The following is a 21,525-nucleotide window of genomic DNA, read 5'->3' as shown; positions in this document are numbered from 1 at the left end:
TTATTCTGAAAATGTTTTACTAATTTTTATACACTTAATATGCTGAATCTGAATGTAAACGATTTTGTCCTAAAGCCACCATAAAACCAAAAGTCAGTCCCAGATTGCTACCTGTTACATCTTTTCCAATTAAAGCTCCGTTATAATAAATTTTCTGTGATAAATTAGATTTATAAGTTAGGTCTGCAAAAAATGAAACTTTTTCATTTATAAAAACATAAGGTCTTGCACCTACGAGTAAAACACCTATCTTATCACGATTAAAATATTTACTAGACATTACTCCGGCACCTGCCCCACCATGTACCAGTAATCCAAATTCTCCTCTTGTACTTCTTGCCAATTCAAACAGATTTCCTAAATTATAACAAAGTTCTAATGTTCCTACTAATTGATCACTCTTTTGAAGCCCTTTATTAAACTGGTCAAAACTTAAGGATCCTAATAAACCAATGTTCTCATTAAACATATAACGCAAACCTCCCTGTCCATGAATCAATGATAAAGGTTTTATTTCTCCAGAAGGTGAAAGTAAGGTTAAAGGTACAGCTATACCAACTCCAGCTTCCATATAAAGCTTATCGTATCTTGATCTGTACTGGGCATTTGAAATTGTAGCAACCAATAATAAAGCAAAAAACATTTTTTTCATAAAACAGGTATTTTTTTTTAGGGTTTATATTATTTAAAAATTAAAAAAATTATGTCAAAACTATTGTAATAGATTATGAATTCTATAATACTATTTTTCTTTATAATTATCTTAAATGTAACGGTTTCAAACACAGCTTCGCTATACTAAGTCCCGTTTCAGGATTAGATAAAAAAATTTTCACAAATGTATTGACAATTTTTATAAATTATACTTAAAAAGCTGGTGCTACCAAGAATAATTGTTACGTAAAAATACATCATTCTCATTATCAAACACATACCACCTGCGATAAATTATTACATGTTAAATATTTTAACAAAAAAGTGGGTTTAATTTAATTTAACAGGATAAAAAAAAAATAATCATTTTTTTTAGTGTTAAATTTCCGACTATCACAGGTATTATATTCAACTATTTTGCCGTGAATTTATATGTTTTTTTTTCATTATACGCTAAATTTGAAGGAAAATCTTAAAACATAACATTTAAAATTTTAGTTTATTGCATTTCGTTATGAACATATTTTTATTTTTTTTCTGTTTGTGCATTTCCACAACTTACAGTCAAATTTCTGGCTGTACAGACCCGCTTTCAAAACAATACAATCTCAATGCAACAGTAAATGATGGAAATTGTAAATATGAAATAATTAAAATAAAACCGGAATATTCGAAAAAATTGAGTGATTCAATCAGAGAAATATCTGGTCTTATTAGTTTTGACGGCTTATTATGGACTCACAATGATGATCATGATAAAACGCTTTACGGATTAGACTCTTTAGGAAAAATCAAAAAAAAAATAATTCTGAAAAACAGTATAAATCATGACTGGGAAGAAATTTCACAAGACCGTTTTTATATCTATATTGGTGATTTTGGAAATAATTATAGCGGAAACAGAACTGATCTAAAGATTCTTAAAATCGAAAAAAAATCCTTTTTAGAAAACAATCCAATTATTGAGACGATTTCTTTCGATTATTCGGATCAAACTGACCTTTTTCCCAACAAGCCAAACACAACAAATTTTGATTGCGAAGCTTTTATTGTTGCAAAAGACAGCATCTATCTTTTTACAAAGCAATGGAAATCATCTAAAACCAGTATTTATGTTTTACCCAACCAATCAGGAAAACATGTAGCCAAATTAAAAGAAACATTGGACACAGAAGGACTTGTGACAGGAGCTGTTTATTTAGACACAAAAAAGTTAATCGCCCTTTGCGGCTATTCAAAAAAAGGAAAACCCTTTATATATCTTCTCTATGATTTTAAGAATGATGATTTTCTGTCAGGAAACAAAAGAAGAATTAAACTTAAACTCCCGTTTCACCAAATAGAAGGGATTACATCAACAGATGGCCTACATTATTATTTGACAAATGAATCTTTAGTCCAGAAACCCATCCTGCATATCCCGCAACAAATACATTATTTTGATCTAAGTCCAATATTGAATTCGTATCCCGATAAATAAGTCGTAAGTCGTGATATAATAGTTTACTTTTGACAAGTTTGTTCTGTAAATCATTCACAATAATTGAAAAGTTGACAAATGTTAGGGATGCTAAAACATATACAATGTTAACTGTTAAAATTCTCAAAAATCAAAATGCCATCCTCGTAAGTCTGGCATTTTGATTTTGTGACATTTATCGTCTGAATTTTTGGATTTTAGCTCATTAGAAAATCTTATTATTTAGATTCTCCTGATAACTGAATATTTTGTTGAATTATTTTTAAAAAAATGTAGCATGATCAGATTGATCTTCTCATTTCAAAAAATTATTGCCTACTTTATTTAAAATGGCTATCTAAAATTATTCATGTTTTTGTACTTGTAAGTGAACTCGTTTGCTTGTTTGTCTCCAGGTAAACTATATTTCATCACTATTTCATAATTTCCATATCGCATGAACAGGAAATTAGAGTTTATAAATCGTTTTGCAATTAATTCAACACTAGTGTCTCCATTGATATAAGCGTTAATAATCTGATTGTCTAAATCAATCCAGTCTTGTTTGTAAAGCAAAGGCATATTATATTTAAATGGGAAATTACCTTTGGTCCATGATTGGTTTACGTTATTTTCTATACTGGTCATATAATACGCACTGAGCGGTATTGCTTTAGCCGGAATCACTCCTAATTCACTTGTATCTCTGCTATTTATAGAATAACTGCCATGTAAAGGATAATCTTTATACAGATACGGAAAAATATCCGTTGCATAATACTCATCATTCAGCTTGGACTGTGCAATTATCATCGGTTTATTGTCACTATAATTCACTCCCTGCAGCTCAACAATATCAAATGCTTCCTGACTTGAAATAGTATTGGTTAAATAAATAACATCTGAATATATGACTCCAAAATTATAACTCTGCGTATTTATTGCATTCATTTTAGAATTGAATGTTTTGTATTTGCTAGTATTAAACGAATACGATAAACGCTCGATATTGCCTTCTGCCTTGGATAATGCATCAGCTTGGTTTTCTCTTACTTGTATGTCATTGCCTTCGTTACTAATTGTATTTGTTTTTGTGGCAGCAGTTGCATTTCTCGACGGAGTTTGTTTCAAATTACTCACTATCGAAAAATTGTATTTCTTATCCTGATCCATATTTGGCAAATCATAATACACTTCATTTGAACTGGTATTATAATTAAAAACTGCAACTTTTGAATTGGAAGTTCCTTCCTGATCTAGTTTGATACTGGTTTCCCAACTGGCATCTTCAAACAAATAATCCTGACCACGGTTAAGCTGAATATATCCTTTTGGGTATTCCTCTTCAAGGAAATATTTTTGATCTACAACCGGATAGGAGTATTTAATATTGGTAAGCGGAATATGATTGGGAGCTCCTCCTGTTGTAAAGAGTCTTTCCTCATATTCTGTTGCCACTTTTCCGTCTACTTTTATAGGCTCAAAAACACCATTAACCATCTTTTGAAAACTAACCTCAACCTGGACTTTAAGTGCTGCATTTGGAGGTAAAATATCTGTTGAAATAAAATTAGCCTTGTCTTTCATAGAACCCCATTCCAGAACTCCGGGAATTTCTTTTGTTCCGTCGAAAACCTTAAATTTTTCTAATATCACTTTATAGGTAACATCACCCGCATCTTCAGGAATTACAAAAGCTTCATTTACCTTCGTTGAAAATGCAGCTTGTGGCACAGCAAAAACATCTACATCTGCAGAACTTTGTTTAGGAGTTACATCTGTTATTAGTTTAAGCCCACCCAATGGCGATGCATTTTCAAATTGACATTCTTCTCCAAGTTCAAATTTAAAACGGAATTTTCCTTTTATTAGTCCACCCAGAATATTCATATTTCCTCCCACATAACCTCGCATCCAAACGGGGTTTGGTAATTTTGCCTGCAATAAAACAGCAGCTCCACCTGAAATAATTGGAATTTTAAATTTCAAAAATGATAATTTAACTCTGATACCTAACTCTCCCTGCAGATAAGCATAAGATTGTCCGTTAGCATACCATCCATTTATACCAACCCGGTCTCCTGTATTGGAACATCTGGCTTCCTGGTAATCTTTAAGCATAATATCGAATCCCATTCCTGCCTGAAAACGGGCGTAAAAAAGAAGAAAACTTAAATCTCCGGTATCAAAATCCAAACTGGCACCAAAAGCTAAACCTCCTCCATTTGCCAATGCATTTTCATCACGCATATAATCCAGTTCTTTGGCATCTACTCCCAAAATTTGTGCAACAATAGGCGGCGGTGGCGGACTTCCCGGGAGCACCGTCCCTGCCATAAAATAACTTGTTGTTTTTAAGAACATTCCTGCTATGCCTATTTTTACTCCGCATCGGTCATCGGGAGTTCCCATATACATATACCAATCTTTTGGATCTTTGTGAAAAACACCCCAGACTGCTCTTCCGCCTTCACCAATTCCGGAAAGAAAATTTCCCGGTGTATTAATATATACGTCTGTTGTAGCATGCAAAGAATGATTTTGAAAATCAAATTCTATTGCTGCTGCCATTTTTATACCTACCTGAGCTGATAAGTCTCCGGGAATTGCTTCTTTTGCGGCGGGAATATATTTGCTGGCAAAAGATCCTTTAAGATCGCTTTCGGTTACCCCCATAAAACTTGTCTTTGCCGTAACATTTGAAGCGACTTTCCCCATTAAGTCCGTAACATTTTTAAGTCCGGGTATTGAGGCCAGAACATTTGCTTTGCCAAAAATGGCTAATCTGTTTATTCCGCCTCTTGAGTTAAAAGCTATTTCAAATCCGGCTTCTCCATCACAAATGGTTTCTGAACCAATATGAAAATAAATTAGGGCTTTGACTCCTAAGCTTATTTTTTCATCGGGAGTATAACTCAGTCCTGACGGTGAGAAATCACCAATGGCTATATCCGGATTTCGATGCATTTTATAATACGCTCCTCCTCCAAAACCATTAATCATAAAAGGAGCCGGAGTTGGTGGCCATTTAACAGCGGCATCAAAATACCAATATCTAAAAGTCGTACGTCCAAAAATAGCTTTTGCCTTTACGTTAACCACATCGGCAACATCTACTTCAAGTTCTGCATTAAATCCATTTCCGTATACAGGATCTTTTTCCATTAAGATAAGACCTCCTTTAATGGTTAATCCGCTGAATTTACAGTCAATATTAATAGCGGACAGATCTAAACCATCATATCGGCTTCGCTGCCTGTAACCATCATCATACATTTTACCTTTAATCCCAATTCGGGCTGTGGCTCCGGCGCCAATACTTTCCATCAAATTTATCCCAAGATCAAAATCGATGCGGGAATCATTTCCGTTAATGGCAACATTTATATTACCAATTGAAACAGGAAAATTACCAAAGGCAACTGTGCCTTTATAGCCCATATTTCGAACCGAAATAATAGGTGAAACGGTTTGCAATTGCAGATTTTCAAAAGAGATTCCTTTAAAATCAACAGTCTTTTTTCCTTCTACTTCCTTGTCATCAGATGCTCCTTTGTTGGTTCCAAAGGAAATTGATCCGTTTAAATTGGCTTTAGGTAAAAATTTTCCATTTACTAATTTTAGTTCAACTGAGCTATTAGGTAACAGTAAAGCCTTTGCTTTCCAAAGATCAAAAGCTATAGAATCTTTTGTAACCACCACTAATTGCTGTTCTTCCATGGATATAAATCCATTATAAGCCAAACCTACTCTATTGGTTTGAGCCGCTTTAGTCGGAGTTGTTGCTGCACTTGCTGTTGGTGTAGCAGTAGTTGCCGTTTCTTTTTTCTCTTGTGGAGCTTTACTGATCGGTAAAAGAATCTGACCGTTTAAATTTGCTTTTACAAATGTATTGGCCGCAATCGTTACATCGATATGATCTAAGGAATAGGCCCATGATTTTTCCTGACTGGTTATTCCCCTGTCGAGCGGGAATACATTATCTGCATAAAAAGTTCCCGAAACTCCGTATTTGTCTATAATCAGATTTTGGGCTCCTACGTGAAGTCTTTCTTTACTTGATGCCGTATCTGTAGTTTGAAATTCTTTTGGCAAACCTACATCAAAGGTCTGAATGAATACTCCTTTCCAAGCTTGCGGACTTGGTGTTAAAAGTGCATTTTTTGCATAATATTCCGGAAAAACAACTGTTGGATCATTTTTTAAATCACTTAAATCAAGTACTGCATTACTGACTAAAAACTGAAAATTACCATCAAAATCTTTTCCATTCCGCTTGTCTTTTAATGTAAAAGGCTGCAAACTTACATTGACCAGAATATCATTCCAGCTGCTTGCCATAAAGCTAAACTCTCCTCTAACCCTATTAGGAATCTGAACTGTTTTTCCGTTGTAATAGGTTTTAGGAACAGTTGTTTTTGCTTCGTCGACAGTTTTAGATACCGGATCAATTGGCAATATTAAGTTTCTTGAAAACTCAACTGCTCCGGAAATTTTCATTTCTTTAAAACCATCACAGTCAATTGTCACATAGGTTAAATCATTGACGCTTCCTGTAGCCATATCAAAACCGCCATATAATGATACCTGCCATTTATTATCACTAAACGGAATGTCAACATTGCCCAATAAGACTAATTTGGCCTCCCCCATAATACCTCCCTGATGCGATAATTTTACATTATCTGCACCAAAAAACAATTGCATTGGTTGTCCATTTTTGTCTTTTTGCGGAATATCAACTCTACAAAAAACAGTCAAAGTGGTATATTCGGGAGAAAAAACAGCTTTCGTAATTCCAATAGAATATTGAACATTATTTACCGTATTACGGATTCCCATTGGTAATTCTACCAAATCCTGATTCGAAAATTTGTCTACCCAGCGTTCAGAAGCTTCTATTTTTTCGATAGCACTTGAAGCTGCACCTAATTCTTTAGGTGCTGCAATATCCTGCCCGTAAGAGAAAACAACCGAAAGCATGATAAACAATACCGATAAATGTGTTTTTACAACCTTTTTCATAAGCAGATATTCCTGTTTTTTTGTAAAATAAAGCATAGTAACTTTTTTATATTTTAGGCAAACGTCTATTTAAAACGATTATGTAATTTTATTTGAAGAATCAAGCTTTTTTAATCTTAATTATTCTTCAAATACTTAAATTCAACTTCAGCATCTTTGCCATTTTTAATGGCTAAATCATGATAAAACGGAATTAGTTTGATTTTTAATTCTTCTATTATTTCTGTATCTGTTTTTTTATCTTTCATCATTTTAAAGAAGTGACTCAACTCTTGTTTATTAAAATTTGAAAGATTTTCGTTTTGATGCATTTCATCTGCAGAAATATTCGCAAGTATCGAAATCTCATTAAGCATCCGTCGATGAATTAATAAAGGCTGTAGCTTTTTATTTTTTCGTTCGACCAATTTTAAATAAGAATTATAACTTATTTTATCCGTTACATCTTGTTCATTTACGCCATGCATCTTATGTTTATTTACTCTCCCAAGAGCCATAACATAATCATTTTCAATACCTTCATCTTCACGTATCATCTCTTCTTCTAAACTTTTTAAAGTTTCAAGAATATATTTGTTGTATCTGTCTAAGATGTCATTATTTAAATCGTACCCTTTTAAATAATTTAAAGTCTTTTCTTTAAAACTTTCATCATCAGGAGTCAGAGTAGCAAGTGTCAGCAAATGTTGCAATTCATCCGAATCTTCTTTTGGAATTGGTCGTAATGCCAGTTGAAGGTCCTGCAACTGTTTTATGATTTCATTTCTCGTTCCTTCGTAGGTCTTTTCTTTGTGTTTTATTTTCAGAACAGGATCTGAAACAATTTTCGTTTCTTTTTTTGGTTCTTTTTTGGCTGGTAATTTTATTTTATCAAGTGAATAAGAATAATTTAATGTAGCGGTTAAATCATTGTATTTCTTCGCATTAGAACTGCTTCGAAACATTGAAATGATACTCATATTAAAATTATGCTGTTCGAGCAACACATAACTATTATTAAACTTAACGCCAAAAACAGAACTTGAATTTGTATTGCCCTGAGAGTTATTATAGAGAACTCCAAAATTAGTATTCAGTTTGTCTTTAAATAATTTCTTAGAGGCTCCAACTGAAGCTCCAACTGAAGCATTATTGTTTTGTGCTACCTCATTACTGGTGTAATTAAGGGAGCTGTTTAAGCTCATTTTTGTTTCGATAAAGCTTATTGAATGTGCTAAATTATAATTCTGAACGGTACTTGCCTGACCTTTTCGTATCACACCGCCTTGTTCATTGGCCTGACCGGCAATGCTATAGTTGAAATTTAAATTTTGGTTTCTCTTTTTTCCAAAGGCATACGACATATTCACATTGGCATTTTGCGATAATTGCCTGTAATCTAAAGTATCAGACTGGACTACATTTGGATTGTTTATCAGCTCAAACTGATCTAATTTTTTATTCGTATAAGTGGAAAAATTCGAATAACTGCCTGTAATATTAAGCTGATCCGTAACGCTGTAATTCATATTAACTGAACCAACAACCCGCTTAGTGTCCTGTTTTTTTGCTTTTGCCAAATCATCTCTCTGATATCCTAAACTGGTAGTTACCGTAATTTTATCCTGGTAAAAAGGCCGTGCAAATCGCAATGCAATATTTTCTAAATCGTTATTAAAATATAATGCTCCCAATGTGTTGTAATTTGGATCAATACGCTCATACGTCAATCCTATGATGCTCTTTTGAATGTTATAATCAAAATTGACATTTACTGCATTCATAAAACTGGTGCTTTCTTTGCTGGAAAATAACTTATCCCTTAAATTACCTCCTGAAATATTTTTGCTTCTAACATCATCAGTTAAAACTGACAAAGCATACTCGACATTTAAATTTAAATTTTTAATCAAAGAGGTACTAAAAATCAAACTGTTTACAAAGTTTTCTTTTGGCGTTACTCCCTTATCATTAGTTATGTTTAACGAGCTAACATCGTCTTTGGCATAAAAACCAATCCAGCCAATTTTATACTGTGGCTGCTCAAAACCTATTTTTGCTCCGTAACCAAAACGCTGGTATACCGGAATTCCTCCTGATGCATTTTCCTCTGATACTGCTTTTAACAACTGTCCTCCCATCAAAGTTATTTTAAACGGACTTCTTGGGGTAAGTTCCAGACCAACTCCCTTAAACGGAAAGCCACTTAATGTATAAGGTGAAAATGTCATACTCACATTGCCTATATAGGCTTTTACCCATTTGTATTTGGGCATAATACTTAATCTGTTAAAATCAAACGGGGCAGTATAGCCTAAATTATTTCCCTGATTGGTAATGCTGTAAAATAACGGAACACTAAAATTAAAAGCACTAATATTCAAACTTCCTGAGAGCAAATAAGTAAACTGTTCACTGGAATTTTGCATATCAGATGTATAATACATCGTATTTGCATTTACATTACCTGTAACTTTGAAATTGGGTTTATAAAAATTCTCTAAGTCTACATCCTGAGCATATCCTTTCCTGCAAATAACACAGGCAAAAAAAATACATAACCAAAACAAGATCTTCTTATTCTCTCTCTTCATTTATTGGTTATTGTTTTTGTACTTTGATATCGCATAAAATATAAGAACTTGTTCCGTTCTTTACCATATCTTTAATTTTAATGGCTCCTTTTTTTCCGTCTTGTGTTTTAAATAAAATAATCCTTGGAAAAGTAAAGCCAAATTCCTGCGCTCCTGCTGCACTGTAACTTATATTTAAAGATTTTATCGGGCTATCGTTTACCATGGCATCAAACTGTGCTTCGGTAAAATTTAGACCGCAGTTGCACAAATTTTGAGAGTTTATAAAAATGGTGCTTTGGGCATTTTTTAATGCTAAATAGCCATAATTGTCTGCCTGATCCGGCGATATAAATCTATTATTGGTAAAATTGCTGTTTAAGCCCTGAAAAACAACATCTATTAAGCTGCTATTCTGATCATTAATTTCATTTGCTTTATAAACCTGTCTGGTTACGGTTGAGAACATTGCACCAATATTATTATTGTTATGGGCCGAATTTATTCCCAATTTAACGTTAGTCAAAATACGCAGATTGGTATCTGTCAGCACTGTAATGACCAATTTATAAATCTGGCTTGTTTTATCATTAAAGGCTTCTAAGGTAACTTCATGACTGCCTGCACTTGTAAAAACAACTGTCGGATTTTCTTCTGTTGAAACAGCAGGGTTTCCGCCTTCAAAGCTCCATTTGTAATGTGTCGCACTAGTTGATTTGTTGGTAAAATCAATCGTTACAGGAGCCTCGTAATCATCATCTTCAAACTTTGGATCATACGAAAATAAGCTCACTAAATAAGGAGCAACAGTTACGGTTTTAGTTTGTTTTTCTGATTCAAAACCATTAGAAACTGTTACCGTTATAATGTGATCACCGGGAGTTGTAAATACAACATTTGGAGGCGTTTTACCTGTAAAAGTGGCAGGTACTCCACCCTGAAAATCCCATGTAAAAGTTAATCCCTCTCCGATGGTCGCATTTTTTAAAACAACCTCAACCGGAGAATAATTGCTTTTTATGATTTCGTGAGAAAACTCAATATTAATTCCTTCTTTTATAACTACGGTTTTACTGAATTCATTACTTTCTCCATCTACATTTGTAGCTATTAATTTAATGGTATAGGTACCTTGTTTACTGTACACTATTTCACCCGGATTTTTTTGAGATGAAGTGGCCGGACTACCTCCCTCAAATGTCCATTCGTAGGTATCTGCTCCCGTAATTTTATTGTCTATTTTAATTAGTACGGGTATTGATTCGTCATTATTGACATACGAAGTCGTAAAATCACCCTCTATGGCTATAGCGGTTTCCTGATAGCAAGATGTAATAATAATAAAGAATAATACGAGTAAAATTTTTCTCATTCTGAATCTTATGTCTATATTTCTAACTAACTTAATTATTTTCTTTTCTCTAAATATTGACTTCCTAAGCTGTAGCCGTTTCCAACAAGAACACGCGCAATATTCATAGCAGTTATATCTTTACTCATTTTATATCCTATCGGATTACCTCTATTATCAAAAGCAGCTTTAAAAACTTTATTATCGAATGTAATAAGCTCCTGATTTAAAAATTTATCATAACCTGAAACCATTCCTGCTTTTGCAAACCATCTGGCTATCAGATGACCATCTAAATCAATAACTTCATAATATAACTCTCCGTTTGTATACGGCGACGTCATTTTGATATACCCTATTCTTTTATCATTTGGATCTTCATTTTTTGCTTTTACACTATAAATTACCCCATTGTCATCAATTGTTAACTGATACGTATCTGCCAGACGACTTGCATTATCAATATCACCCTGAACTCCCAGACGTTTTGCAGCTATACCGGCTGATTCTCCATTTAAAAAATTTTCTACTGCTTCGACATTTAAACCATCAGTGGTAAAATAACCTCTATCCATTAATTCATAGATGATACTTCTGTCATAATTAAAGGCACTGAATTTTCTGCTTTTATTCTTAAAATCTAATTCGTTCGTTTTTCCTGTGGCTTCGTTTTTAATCTCTATCCATGGCAGTTTCATCGAATCTTCATTGGGAGCTTTCTTTAATTCTGCTGTTACAAAAAAACTTTTATCTAAACTATATATTTTAAAAACTGGCTTTTTACCTTCTAAAAAACCAATTGTTTTTTCGTCGAGTTTTATTTCTCCTTTATCAATCTTGATTTTTTGCGCAAAGGCACCAATTCCAATTAATAGAGCTACTGCTATTAATACTATTTTTTTCATATTTATTTTATTATCGGACTTATAATTATTTTATTCAATTCTTCGATCTCTTATTCTATTTACTTCTGTGCCAGCATAGGGAAGGGTAGTCATCTTTTTTATTTTATTTTATTTTATTTTTTTTTATTTTATTTCATTAATTATTTTTTTTGCATTTTCGTTATTTGGATTTAATTCAAGTGATTTTTGATACGATTTAATTGCTTCCTTTTTTCTGTTTAGTAATAACAAACACTCTCCCAAGCTATCAAATGTATTGTAGCCTTGTGGATACAATTTTGTATTTAAAATAAAAATTTCAACTGCCTCATTAACTTTCTGTGAATTTATTAATTCATATCCAAAATCATTTAACGCTGTCTCACTTACATTATAAATGTTGTTTTTTCCTTTCTTTTTTTCGGTTTTTATTTGGGATATGGTTTTATCTATTGACAATGTGCTCTTATAATAATCAGAAATAGGAATTAAATAACCTAAATTTGTCTTGATATCATCTGGTATTTCGCCGTTTGGTAAAATATTATCAATATTTATTTTAATTCCTTTAATTTTATTTTTTAAATCAACAGGAAAAGTTTCTAGATGTTTTACTAATATTCCATAATATTTTTGTGCACTTTTAGCCTCCTCAACATATTTATTTTTTAATTTAGTTCTTTGTTGATTATAATCAGCTTCACTAAATAACTTTTGATCCTGTTTATTTTTGAATACTTTAATGCTATCAATTAAAATATTTAGGTTTTCTATATTTTTGCTACCTATTTCGCTCCACTGATTTAAACCGATTTCATTTTCACTGGGTGGTTCATTGTTGATATTTTGTGCGAAGAGTAAGCTGTTAATAGAAATTATTAACATTGTTGAAAATAAGTATTTCATATCTTTTTATTTTTTTGTTAAAATTTAATTTAATTAGTTCTTCTCCTTGGTGCGAGCATATTACTCGTGAACAGGGCTTTATTCTGCTATTCACTCATTTTTCATCTACTAGACTTTTTAGAACAGGTGTTTACAATAGTTTATTTTTTTTTGTGCTTCACTTTCTATAATAGCTATATAATCGAATTCTATTACACCACTCTGGTATTTTTCCCATGGTGCAAGATAATTTTCATTCTTTTTTATATAAAAATCAATTAATTTTAAAATTTCTTCTCTATTAAACGTTTCTCCATTATAATGCTCTATTCTGTCAAACTCTTCGCAATTATTTATTGCATTATATAGTAATAACAACTGCTCTTTAAAATTATTTTCTCCAAATATTATGATAGAATCTTCTAGTGAGAATTCTTCCCTTATTGGATTTATTTTAAAGATCGGATCATATGTTTTATAAGGTTCTCCCCAATCAAACTTTTTTTCTTGTACAACACAAAAAGGAATTGTACTGTTATCTATATTCTCCATTTATTTAATATTACTTACATCAAAGATGTTTTTATACCTACCAGAAAAACTATTGATCACTATTTAGCAACTCGGATATCTTTATATACAAAGACATTTGGGTTATAATTAAATTATCATAGGTGAGATGTTTATCTTTATCCATATAATACAGCAGTTTGTTTAGAATTTCGGGCTTTCCATCTTCAAATTCAAACAAACACAATGCTGAAACCCCACTTGGAATATAATCGATTTCATAACTTGGGTTAACAGAAATATATTTTAAAATACATTTTGTTTTTACACATTCATTGATGTTATTGTACGAATATAAAACATCAAAATTTGTATTAACTTTAATATCTAAATCATAGGATCTTGCAAATAAGAAAACTTGATTACTGTTTTCAATCTTGGGTAAATTTCCTTTTTGTAAATCTTTTTCTCTAGGAATATCGTGTAAAAATAATGTAGGGAACTCCTTAAAGTTTCCATCGGAATAAAGTTTTGTCTCAATATCTCCAAATTTTTTCATAATCCATTGTATTTTATTGCTTTTTGATAGAATTCTAATGATTTATCTAATGATGATGCTGGTAAAGTCCGTAGTAAATGATCAGCTGAATCTCTAGTTAAACTAGATGGTAAATCAATCCCAAAAACCTCTTTTACTACCTTTCGTGCATTTTCAACAGATATCTCAATTTTAGATGTTTTTGCAAAATTCTCTGCGGAAGTATTAAAAATAATTTCTAATTCAATATCGACCCTTCTATTTGGTGCAGATAAAGTAATATTTTTTAGATCAATCGGTAATCCCATTTGTAGAACCCCTTTCGATCCACCGTATTGGGTAGCACTTTCAATCGAAAATATTGTAGACTTTACTGGATCTGTTGAAGCTGACATCCCTCCAATTTGTGCATTTGTACTTCCAGGAAAAAGTGAATTATCAATTTTATTTCTAGTAGTTCCTCTAAAAAATGATTTTATTCCTTTTTCTTCTAATTGAGTAACAGTAGTTAATTCATTAACATTATCCAAAAAAGCAATTAATTCATCTGTTGAAGTAATCTTTCCATAATTATTCGCCTCCTTAAATTTAATTGCTCTAGCTATATCATCACTCTCATTTAAAACTTCTTTTATTTCAGCATTGGCTATCTTCCCTTCTTTAAAAGCCTTAGCAAATGCATCCAGTTCAGCAGTTGTAACAGTTTTATCAGACAAATTGAAAAACTCCAGTAACCTACCGCGTTTATAGGTAGTAGATAATTTAGCCAGTTTACCATCGGCTTGCAACGTATAAACAAATCCTCTAAAGAATATTTTCGAATCCTTAGTGAGTTTTCCTGCTAATTTTTGACCAACTCTAAGTTCCCCTGAAGCGATGACGGGCAATACAATAGCAGAGGTGTAAAGAGCAGTACTTAGTGCATCTTTTCGTTTTACAGAATACATCAAACCGATGGTTTCAGGTATAGCATCAGCTCCAATAAATGATGCCGCAACAGATGAAACATCTATCACACCATATACAATAGGATCAAGCGTACTCCATTTGTCTTTATTGTAAACATTAACGAACTCATGAACAGGAGGAGTTTCATCTGTACCACCAAAGACTACTGAAAGATCTTTTGTCCCGCTGGGCTAAGTCTCCCGACTTCGTACCCTTTCCAATATACCTTAACATTTATCGTAATAAACTGCGTATATTTTTTATTTCAATGAACGTATATTCTTTAATTTATATATCTATTTGTGTAAACCTATTTTAGGACAAGACATTTGGAATATTCTTTAATTCGGCTGTTATTGAAAAAATTTTATCTAAATTATAAATCTTAAAAAACAGTTTTTGCCTTCTATGTAACCAATTGTTTTTCATCCAGCTTTATTTCCCCCTTGTCGATTTTTATTTTTTGGGCAAAAGAAAACATACTAATTAACACACTGATTAGGGTTAAAAAATATTTTTTAATATGTGTATTTTTATTTTTCATTTTGTTTAATTAGCGTCATCCAATTTTATTTGTATTTCTTCAAATGTTTTATATCTATGCTTTTCTGGTAATAATTCATAAATATTTTCATAAAAAAGAACCTCATTATCAACAAGTAAGTACATATCTCTAAAATATAATGATTTGTCTCCTTCTTCGATTATTTCAAAGCCATTTTCAAAATCAAATACAGACTTATAATTTTTCATCAGTATCAATAATTCTCTTAAATAGCTATTAAATCTTGTTGCATTTAAATATGAAAGTTCTTTGTTATTGAAAGAATTAAAATCAGTTCTCCTATTATATAAAACCGAAAAGAAAGCATCAGTATAAAGCAATAACCTAAACTTATCAATAATCTGTATATCGAAAAAATTATACGAATTTGAATTACTTTCAAAACGAGCTATAGAAATATCTTGATTGCTATTTATGTACATGTCTGATTTTATCGAAACTCTATTTGTCAATACATTAACAAATGGATCGTAAAATAATGTTCTGTAATCTATATCTGTTTTAGCTAAAATTTTATTTTTCAATAAATTAATTCCATCTAATAAACTCTGATTAGTATTAATAGAAGGAATGATTACTCCATATTTTACTCCTATCGATATAAATTTCTCTAAAAATGAATCTTTATTTTCTAATAAAAACTTTTTATCCAACGTAAAATTCCAACTTGAGCTTTGTTCAAAATCTCCCCAATAATTTTGAGGATTTTCGACTTTTAAATTATCCATGTTTACCAATTTGAAGGTTTAACAATAATTCTTTTATTTCCAACGATAATATGCAATTCCTGCAAGCTTTTTAATTCCTGAAGAGTAAACATCTTACCTGCCCCTTCTCCTATTAAACTTGTTACTGTTCCATCACTTAATTTACAGTTCTTTACTAAGTTTACAAATTCATCCGCAGAACTTAAATTAGGGAATGCACCATTAGCAATATTTATTTGTCCAAATCTCTTAGGGTACATATTTTTCCATTTTCCAGTTAATTTGCCATCCTCCCTGAATTTTTTAATTATTAATTCGAGATTACTAAAAATATTCATTTCTGCATTTGTTCCTTTAACATTTGGATATTTACACTCTAAAATTCCTTTATTAGAGCCTGAAATAAATACCACATCTACTTCATCAGGGGGTGTTTTACCTGGCGATAATTCTTTAGATATAATGACTTCTTCACCCTTATCCAGCCAATATTTCCCTTCGTTAAATTCATTCATTAATGATAAGGCTTTGTCACTTTTAGCAGATCCATTAAAGAAGCAGCCTTCCAGATTTTTCAACAAGTCTTCCGGATTTTTAAATTTAGGATTTTTTGCCAGGTCATCTATCATTTTCATCATCTGATTACTTCCAATTTCTGTATCGATATACATTGCTCGTATAATGATGTCATCTATTACAGATTTTGGAATTCCTGCCTTGGTAAGGTTTTTTGTAATTGAATTTTCTAATCCCTTAATAACATCGTTAGCTATGTTTTTAAAAAGATTGGCCCTCTTAATTTCGTCTGCTTCGCTAAGTATTGCCTTAATGTCTTTTGATAATATTTTATTTTCTTTGAACGCATTACAAAAAGCATCTAATTCTACATGAGAAACAGCATTATCAGAGAAATTAAAAAATTCAAGTAGTCTTCCACGTTTGTAAGTAGTCGATAACTTAGCTAGTTTACCGTCAGTTTTCAAAGTATAAACAAATCCCCTAAAGAATACTTTAGAATCTTTTGCTAATTTTGATGCTAATTTTTGTCCAACTCTAAGTTCTCCGGAAGCAACAACTGGTAAGACAATAGCTGTTGTATAAAGAGTAGCACTTACTACATCTTTCCTTTTTACAGAATACATTAAACCAATTGCTTCAGGTATAGCATCAGCACCAACAAAGGATGCTACAATAGAGGCAGCATCTATAGTACCATAAACAATTGGATCAAGTGTACTCCATTTGTCTTTGTTATAAACATTAGCAAAATCATAAACAGGAGGATTTTCATCTGTACCACCAAAAACTACCGAAAGATCTTTTGTCCATTGTACAAATCCATTTTTAAAAGCATAACCTGTAATATATTTGTTGGATGTAAGTTCATCTAACTGCTTTTCTTTAAAATCTATTGAATTTTCAACACTATTCCAATCTTCAATTCCTCCTTCATTAGCCTTATCCAGCAGTTCAGCTTTCTTCAGTTCATATTCAAGTAAATGTTGCTCATAATTTGGATCATAAACCATTACCGGAACCCCTGTTGTTGGTGAAACCCCTGCAGATTGTGTTCCCGGGTAAACTAATTTTTGAATCTCATCATAATACTTGTTTTGTTGCAGAAGTACTGTTTTTACAAAATTATATCCGGGCTGATATTCTGCACTTTCTCTCTTAGTTGCCTGAATACTACCATCAGCATATTTAAGACCTAAATAAATAAGTGAAGGTTTATAGGTTTGTTTATACACCTGACCAATAAATTCTTCTACTTGTGAACTAAGAATAGATTCATAAGTGCCTCCAGCTGCTGCTCCATTTCCCCCCTTGACTTTAGCTGTATTATTGGCTTTAATTTTAGCAATAGCAGCTGTTTTTACATCCACTCCTTTTGCGTACAATCCCGGCATAAAATGATCTACAGAAAAATCTGTAATACTAATACTCTTTTCAAGGTTAAAGTAAGGAACCGTAATTAGTATTGCATTTTTATCTTTCAGATTACTTGCTTCATAAACTTGTTTGGTAAATTCATTCCAATTACCACTAATCAGGTAATCAACTTTTGTATAAACTACATAAATATTTACCGGATTATTTTTTTGTTTTGAAAACTCGGATAAATAAACAAGACCATGATCCAGTCTGTTTAATTTGTCTCCTCCCGCAGGAATATCTTCATCAACTGATATATTTCCCAGATCACTATTGGTCATCTCAGTATTATAAGCATAACCCGAATTATTTTTTACAATTAACCTATTGACCTGAGATATTGTTTTCTGAATTTGTTCAGGAGAAAATTTACCTCCTTCAATTCTATCAACTTTTACTCCTGGAGGTACCTCCATACTTGTAATATCAAAAAAGCCAGATGTGAATGCATCTTTATCATTACCACATGGAACATTTTTAGCCTTACCAATATTATCCTCAATAAACTTATTTAAGTCAGCAGTATTAAGTTTGTCCTTTATTTGTGAATATTGAACGGTTAATTCTTTTGATGGACACGGCCTTTCTATATCAAAGAATAATGTGATATTATCGGTGTCTTTTGGATAACTGATGTATTTTAATACTCCCTCGTACTTTGTATTTTTAATACTTTCATAATAGGCATCATTTTTCCAACAATAGTGTTTATCTCCTTCGCTAAATCCATAAATCAATCCCTTTTTTGCATTATCAAAATTACAAGCATCATAAATTAAGCTATTTGGTGTTGGTAAACTAGCAATTCTATAATCCGGAGTTACTACATAATTAGCAAATTCCCCACTAGCCTGACTCTGAAACGCATACAATTTAAATGCAGGATCATTAATCTGTTTCCAATCCTGGTGGTTCAAAACAGTTCCTTCGCTATAATCCATCAATAAATCAGTACTTGATTCAGCTGTCTTATACGTTTCAAAAGGATGTTCTAATTTAAAAATTCCGTGACCTAATTCGTGTGCAGGAGTTTTTGCTAAACCTGATTTAAATACATAACCAAACTGCCCGTTCAAACGCATATAACCCTGCTGCCCTGTACTTGAAGCTTTATCGGTTACGAAAAGCACATAACTATTGTCTGTACTTTGGTACAAACTGTTTATATTTTGCTGCTCTGTGCTATAGGTTGATGTAAGCGTATTTTTCTCAGTCTGAATCGTGTTACCTGAAACTACACTATCGATATTGAGTATGTTCGCTTTCTTGAAGTTTACTTTTACACCAATCTTATTATAAATTGCCTGTGTACTTGTAATAATCCCATCAAGTTTATTTTGCGAAGCGATATCTGTAGGCACTAAAGCTACATTAACCTCTTTTGGAGAAATATGAACGAGAACAAAAGCGCCAATAACCTTCCATTTCTCACCTTGTTTTATAGTCGCCAGTATTTGCTCTTCGGCATAACTTAGCCTTCCTTTTACGGTTAATACAAATACTTTATCGGTTCTTTTAAACTCGATATTGGCACCGTTTTGGGTTTTAAATACGATACTGTCCAGTTTTATATTTGTATCTGTAAGGGTTACTGTAGCTAATACCGTATCTGAATAACCATTTAATACGGCTTTATAAGGCAGGGCAAAGTCTCCTACTTTTTTGTAAAGTTTTTGTAAAGCAGCTGGTGCTTTGTCTGGTAGTACATCAAAAGCATATTTACTGCCGTTACCACTAAATGCAATCGAAATTCCTTTTGCCGTAAATTCGGTAACCTGACCGCTTTCATCTACTCCATCGGTATTTTCAGGTGTTGGTTTGCCCCCCGCTGCGGCCAATGTAGGTTCGTTACTTCCGTTGCCGTCTTTATCAACATTATAAATATTTCCTTTACTATCAGTAATAACGGTATCTTTTCCACCCGGAATTATTATTTGTTCACCGTCTTTACCGTTGACTACGATATCGCCATTAGCATTAATAACAATTTTGTCAATCACAAAAGGAACGGTTTCTTCAATTTGACCACCCTGGCCTTCGCCGGTGAAATCTTCCACATCGGTAACATTTTTCCACTCCGGATTGTAACTCGTCTCTACAACACCGCTAATCAATTGATAATCGGTATTGATTACGATACTCTTAAATTCAACGGCAATTTTTGTATCAGCCAGATAAGGCACTATGATGTAACCTCGTCCGGAATATGGACTGTTTTTCCCCTGAAGTTCTAAAATGGTTACCGGAAAATCTCCAGCCCTAAACGTTTCACTCTGTATTAAATTCGTAAGCGGTTTTTGATTCTGAATATTAATTTGAGGAATGATACCACAATTATAAACAGCAATGCCACTTGTCTCTACAGGGGTTGTAAAAGTGCTGATGCCGGAATAGGTAAACGACTGAACGCCTTCGGTTGCGGGATCACAGCTTGAACCTACTCTAAACTGATAGGTAACACCTGGTTCTAAATTGGTCAGCAGGCTTTGCGTATTTAAACTATAGGTCGAAAACCATTGTGCATTACGGATACCTTCTTTCTTATATTGTATCTGATAGCGTGTATGTTCCGGCGTTCCTTGCCAAGTGATTTTGACACTTTTAGAACTCTGGGATTCGCTTAATAAAAAAGTTGGGGCTGCACACGAGGATGTATATTTAAACGAATAAATCTCGCTGTATCCGTCATTTTTAAATACGGCGTTCTCTGAAAGTCCTGTGGTCGAAATCGCTTTTACCCGCCACGCATAACGCATTCCCGGAACAAGTATTGGCATGCTTACATTGTACAGCAAAGCGGTTGCAAAAAGTGTTTCCTCATATAAAACGGGAGACATCTGAAATGCAATTTGCGGATCTAATGCAGGATCGATAAGCTGTTTTAATTCGAATTTATACGAAACATTCGTTGCATTGATCTGACGTGGTGTCCAGGTAAATAAGATATTAGGAAATTCAGTTGAAGCAATTTGTTCGTTTCGTTGTGGTGTATTTAATAGCGGTGGATCGTTTAAGATCAGGTATAAACTGGCACAGCTTTTTTGCGAGATCTTCTGGTTGGTCACAAAATCGTACATCTCAAAACAAAAACTGTACATGCCGTCCGGCAATCCGTTGGCATATTGTACAGGAGAAATTCCCTGCAGGTTTTCTAATCTAAACAGTGACGCAATATCAGTATTGGTCAGCGTTTGCAATTCTCCGCCATTTATAAAAATTGGGCGCTGTCCCTGTATATAATCGCTGCTTTGTATGTTGAGTCCGTTACCTTGTATGTACAATTTCAGGCGTACCTGCCTTTGCGATATAGAGATATCGGTAGGATTGATCAGCAATTGCATTTTAGTGTCCATGCTGGTAGCATAATCCGATATTTTGACACTATACGGACTATTGAAAACAGGGGTCATCTGCACCGGATAAAGCTGGGCGTAAGCATCCCCCCAACCCCCGAAGGGGGAGCACTGGATGAGTAAAATAAGTAAAATTATATTTTTGAAAAAGTTCTTCAT

General features: G+C 32.8%; 12 protein-coding genes. 1 reads left to right on the top strand and 11 read right to left on the bottom strand.

Going from position 1 to position 21,525, the window contains the following annotated elements; genetic code table 11:
- Positions 1-34: 34 nt before the first annotated feature.
- Positions 35-652, bottom strand: a complete 618-nt coding sequence (locus DMB65_RS00500) for a hypothetical protein (protein ID WP_110304719.1) — start codon at positions 650-652, stop codon at positions 35-37.
- Positions 653-1,168: 516 nt separating this feature from the next.
- Between DMB65_RS00500 and DMB65_RS00495 the strand changes: the two genes are divergently transcribed.
- On the top strand, positions 1,169-2,134 hold the full coding sequence (locus tag DMB65_RS00495; RefSeq protein ID WP_110304718.1) for a T9SS C-terminal target domain-containing protein: 966 nt from the start codon (positions 1,169-1,171) through the stop codon (positions 2,132-2,134).
- Positions 2,135-2,467: 333 nt separating this feature from the next.
- On the opposite strand, the gene DMB65_RS00490 is transcribed toward DMB65_RS00495, so the two are convergent.
- The 10 genes from DMB65_RS00490 to DMB65_RS00445 all read right to left on the bottom strand — a co-directional run bounded on the left by DMB65_RS00490 (position 2,468) and on the right by DMB65_RS00445 (position 21,525).
- Positions 2,468-7,174, bottom strand: coding sequence for a hypothetical protein (locus tag DMB65_RS00490; protein WP_230470566.1), 4,707 nt, complete (start codon positions 7,172-7,174; stop codon positions 2,468-2,470).
- An 80-nt stretch (positions 7,175-7,254) separates the two neighbouring features.
- Positions 7,255-9,711 (bottom strand): porin family protein, encoded by a 2,457-nt coding sequence (locus tag DMB65_RS00485; protein ID WP_196239565.1) that lies wholly within the window; start codon positions 9,709-9,711, stop codon positions 7,255-7,257.
- A 7-nt stretch (positions 9,712-9,718) separates the two neighbouring features.
- Positions 9,719-11,062 carry a PKD domain-containing protein gene (locus tag DMB65_RS00480; protein ID WP_110304717.1) on the bottom strand — a complete coding sequence of 448 codons (1,344 nt, stop codon included), beginning with the start codon at positions 11,060-11,062 and terminating at the stop codon, positions 9,719-9,721.
- 35 nt (positions 11,063-11,097) lie between these two features.
- Positions 11,098-11,946 (bottom strand): hypothetical protein, encoded by an 849-nt coding sequence (locus DMB65_RS00475; RefSeq protein ID WP_110304716.1) that lies wholly within the window; start codon positions 11,944-11,946, stop codon positions 11,098-11,100.
- 123 nt (positions 11,947-12,069) lie between these two features.
- The gene (locus tag DMB65_RS00470; protein ID WP_110304715.1) at positions 12,070-12,831 is read right to left on the bottom strand and encodes a tetratricopeptide repeat protein; all 762 of its coding nucleotides are present in this window, start codon (positions 12,829-12,831) and stop codon (positions 12,070-12,072) included.
- 117 nt (positions 12,832-12,948) lie between these two features.
- Entirely contained in the window at positions 12,949-13,362 is a 414-nt protein-coding gene (locus tag DMB65_RS00465; protein ID WP_110304714.1) for a hypothetical protein, read from the bottom strand.
- 49 nt (positions 13,363-13,411) lie between these two features.
- Entirely contained in the window at positions 13,412-13,879 is a 468-nt protein-coding gene (locus DMB65_RS00460) for a hypothetical protein (protein WP_110304713.1), read from the bottom strand.
- Positions 13,876-14,874 (bottom strand): hypothetical protein, encoded by a 999-nt coding sequence (locus tag DMB65_RS00455; protein WP_110304712.1) that lies wholly within the window; start codon positions 14,872-14,874, stop codon positions 13,876-13,878. Before DMB65_RS00455 ends, DMB65_RS00460 begins: the two co-directional genes overlap by 4 nt.
- 481 nt (positions 14,875-15,355) lie before the next feature.
- A complete protein-coding gene (locus DMB65_RS00450; RefSeq protein ID WP_110304711.1) occupies positions 15,356-16,099 on the bottom strand; it encodes a hypothetical protein in 744 nt (247 codons plus the stop codon).
- Positions 16,100-16,101: 2 nt separating this feature from the next.
- Positions 16,102-21,525, bottom strand: a complete 5,424-nt coding sequence (locus tag DMB65_RS00445) for a fibronectin type III domain-containing protein (RefSeq protein ID WP_110304710.1) — start codon at positions 21,523-21,525, stop codon at positions 16,102-16,104.

Origin of the sequence: Flavobacterium cheongpyeongense (genome assembly GCF_003202435.1) — a bacterium.
In the GTDB taxonomy this organism is placed as follows: domain Bacteria; phylum Bacteroidota; class Bacteroidia; order Flavobacteriales; family Flavobacteriaceae; genus Flavobacterium; species Flavobacterium cheongpyeongense.
The sequence above is the reverse complement of the archived record's forward strand: the minus strand, read 5'-3'. Positions and strand labels throughout refer to the sequence as shown.

Bases quoted from the DNA above. Each gene is read 5' to 3' on its own strand.
- DMB65_RS00450 (WP_110304711.1), bottom strand. From the start codon at position 16,099: ATGGATAATTTAAAAGTCGAAAATCCTCAAAATTATTGGGGAGATTTT.
- DMB65_RS00490 (WP_230470566.1), bottom strand. From the start codon at position 7,174: ATGCTTTATTTTACAAAAAAACAGGAATATCTGCTTATGAAAAAGGTT.
- DMB65_RS00465 (WP_110304714.1), bottom strand. From the start codon at position 13,362: ATGGAGAATATAGATAACAGTACAATTCCTTTTTGTGTTGTACAAGAA.
- DMB65_RS00445 (WP_110304710.1), bottom strand. From the start codon at position 21,525: ATGAAGAACTTTTTCAAAAATATAATTTTACTTATTTTACTCATCCAG.
- DMB65_RS00460 (WP_110304713.1), bottom strand. From the start codon at position 13,879: ATGAAAAAATTTGGAGATATTGAGACAAAACTTTATTCCGATGGAAAC.
- DMB65_RS00470 (WP_110304715.1), bottom strand. From the start codon at position 12,831: ATGAAATACTTATTTTCAACAATGTTAATAATTTCTATTAACAGCTTA.
- DMB65_RS00500 (WP_110304719.1), bottom strand. From the start codon at position 652: ATGAAAAAAATGTTTTTTGCTTTATTATTGGTTGCTACAATTTCAAAT.
- DMB65_RS00475 (WP_110304716.1), bottom strand. From the start codon at position 11,946: ATGAAAAAAATAGTATTAATAGCAGTAGCTCTATTAATTGGAATTGGT.
- DMB65_RS00480 (WP_110304717.1), bottom strand. From the start codon at position 11,062: ATGAGAAAAATTTTACTCGTATTATTCTTTATTATTATTACATCTTGC.
- DMB65_RS00485 (WP_196239565.1), bottom strand. From the start codon at position 9,711: ATGAAGAGAGAGAATAAGAAGATCTTGTTTTGGTTATGTATTTTTTTT.
- DMB65_RS00495 (WP_110304718.1), top strand. From the start codon at position 1,169: ATGAACATATTTTTATTTTTTTTCTGTTTGTGCATTTCCACAACTTAC.